Origin of the sequence: Sphingomonas sp. Ant20 (assembly GCF_000783375.1) — a bacterium.
Taxonomy (GTDB): Bacteria; Pseudomonadota; Alphaproteobacteria; order Sphingomonadales; family Sphingomonadaceae; genus Sphingomonas; species Sphingomonas aerolata.
In genome coordinates, this window is the sequence record NZ_JRVI01000253.1 from 1 (window position 1) to 2,323 (window position 2,323).

Annotated in this window: 1 protein-coding gene and 2 pseudogenes; 1 reads left to right on the plus strand and 2 read right to left on the minus strand. The window is 63.8% G+C overall.

Annotated features, from left to right (window positions below; genetic code table 11):
- Positions 1-870, minus strand: an 870-nt coding sequence (locus tag NI18_RS19615; protein ID WP_306286546.1) for a cache domain-containing protein, incomplete at its 3' end; no start/stop codon positions are given.
- Positions 871-1,097: 227 nt separating this feature from the next.
- Between NI18_RS19615 and NI18_RS19620 the strand changes: the two are divergent.
- Positions 1,098-1,946: pseudogene (locus NI18_RS19620) on the plus strand (cation:dicarboxylase symporter family transporter); the annotation flags it as partial.
- 53 nt (positions 1,947-1,999) lie between these two features.
- Here the strand turns inward: NI18_RS19620 and NI18_RS23770 are convergent.
- A pseudogene (locus tag NI18_RS23770) lies at positions 2,000-2,323 on the minus strand (transposase); the annotation flags it as partial.

Below are 2,323 nucleotides of genomic sequence, written 5' to 3' on the forward strand. Positions count from 1 at the left end.
CGCGGAGCGCGTCCGCACCGCCGCACTGCGCAGCGCGGCGTCGAGCGGCTCCATATGAACCAGATGCCAGCCCGCGATCGGCACGGGCAGCGACACCGTCACCGCGGGCGTCCCGTCGCCTAGCCGCGACCGGTCGTCCGCCAGCGTCAGTGGTGCGCGGAGCAGCGGCAGCGTGCCGAACTGCCGCGTCTGCGCGAGTGTCCGACGCCGCGCAGGGGACAACGCGCGCGTCGTGTGGAATTCGAGTCGCGGATCGCTGGAGATCAGGATCACGCCGTCCGCATCGACGACGAAGGTCGCCATGTGATCCTGGATCCAAGCCTGCGCGATGCGGTCGAACTCGACCTTGACCACGACGACGCCGAGCGGCCGTCCCGCGCGGTCGATCCGCCGCGAGAGGTAGAGGCCGGGGCGTCCGCTGACACTGCCCAGCGCGAAGAACTCGGTCGCGCCCGAGGCCATCGCTTTGGTGAAATAATCGCGGTAGCGATAATCATGCCCGAGAAAGCTGTCGGGGCGGTCCGCGTTCGACGCGGCGATCGTCATCCCCTGTGTATCGAGCGCATAGATGACAGGTGCACCGGTGCGCGCCGCGAGCAGCGCGAGCTTGGCGTTGAGCGCCGGATCGACCGTGCCCGACGCGAGGGCCGCGCGGACATCGGTATATTCGCCGAGCATGACCGGGAGCAGGCGATAGGTCTGCAGTTCCGCCTCGAGCAGCCGCAGGTTGCTGCGCGTCTGTTGCATCGCCCGTAGCCGGACCGCAGCGGTCGCATCCGCCACCGTCCGCCGGCCATAGACGGAGGCGACCACCGAGACGATCACACCGAGCGCGGCGAACGCCATCAGCACCGCCAACGCGGTCGTCACCAGCGAGGATCGAGTCCGTCTCATCTGTGCGGATTATCACACACATTCGCATGACGCCATCGACAAAAATGTGCATTATCCGCACATTCGAAACATCGGTACGGAGCAAACTCACGCGAATCCAAGGGTTTGACGCACTTGACGTGATCACTTGTAGTCCGGGGTCCGGCCCGGCATTACCGCCCTCACTAACGTCCCGCGTGAGTGGACGAGACTTTCAGGAGGCGATGTTGACCCTACCATCCCAGACATATGCGGTCGCGGAAACGCCGGCACGCAAAGGCTGGACCAGCCAGCTCTATATCCAGGTGCTGATCGCGATCGCGCTGGGTGCAGCGCTCGGGCATTTCTATCCGACGTACGGCGCGGCGCTGAAGCCGCTCGGCGACGCGTTCATCAAGCTGGTGAAGATGATCATCGCCCCGGTGATCTTCCTGACGCTCGTCACGGGTATCGCCGGGATGAAGGAACTGGGCGCGGTCGGTCGCGTCGCGGGCAAGGCGTTCGCCTATTTCCTGTTCTTCTCGACGCTCGCACTGATCGTCGGCCTGATCGTCGCCAATGTCGTCCAGCCGGGCGCGGGGATGAACATCGACGCCGCCTCGCTCGATACCAAGGGCATCGCCGACTATACGGTCAAGGCGCATGAGACGACGATCACCGGGTTCCTGATGAGCATCATCCCGGACACGATGGTCAGCGCGTTCACCGACGGCAACATCCTGCAGATCCTGCTGATCGCGATCCTGTTCGGCATTTCGCTCAGCCTGGTCGGCGAGCCTGCCAAGCCCGTCCTCAACTTCCTCGAGCGTCTCAGCCTGATCGTCTTCAAGCTGGTCGGCATCCTGATGCGCGCCGCCCCGCTCGGTGCGTTCGGCGCGATCGCGTTCACGATCGGCAAATACGGGATCGGCAGCCTCGCCAATCTCGGCGCGCTGGTCGCGACCTTCTACCTGACCGCGGCGCTGTTCGTCGTCGTCATCCTCGGCACCGTCGCGCGTCTGACGGGCTTCTCGATCTTCAAGCTGATCAAGTATCTGAAGGCCGAACTGCTGCTGGTGCTCGGCACCTCGTCGTGGCTTTGTTGCACAAAGATAATTAAGCACAAATATGGTTTTACTGACGAGATCTATGCAACGCGGATGGTGGTCGGTGTTCCTATTTGTGAAAATCGATTGAGAACTGCGGCACGGAGTTTGAGCTCGGTAATCTGACGATCAAAGGTGCGCGATGCGACGCGCTCGCCGAGCAGCTTGAAGCAGTGCATCTTCGTCTCGACCAGGCTGCGGCGATGGTAGCCGCTCCACTTCTTCCAGATTGTTCGACCGAGCCTTTTCATCGCGCGTAGCGTTTCGTTGCGAGCATCGGCGCCGGCCGCCGGCTTCTTCCATGGCTGGCCGCCCCGGCGTACGGGAATGACCGCGTCTGGCGCCCCGGGCTGCGATCGCGGCCC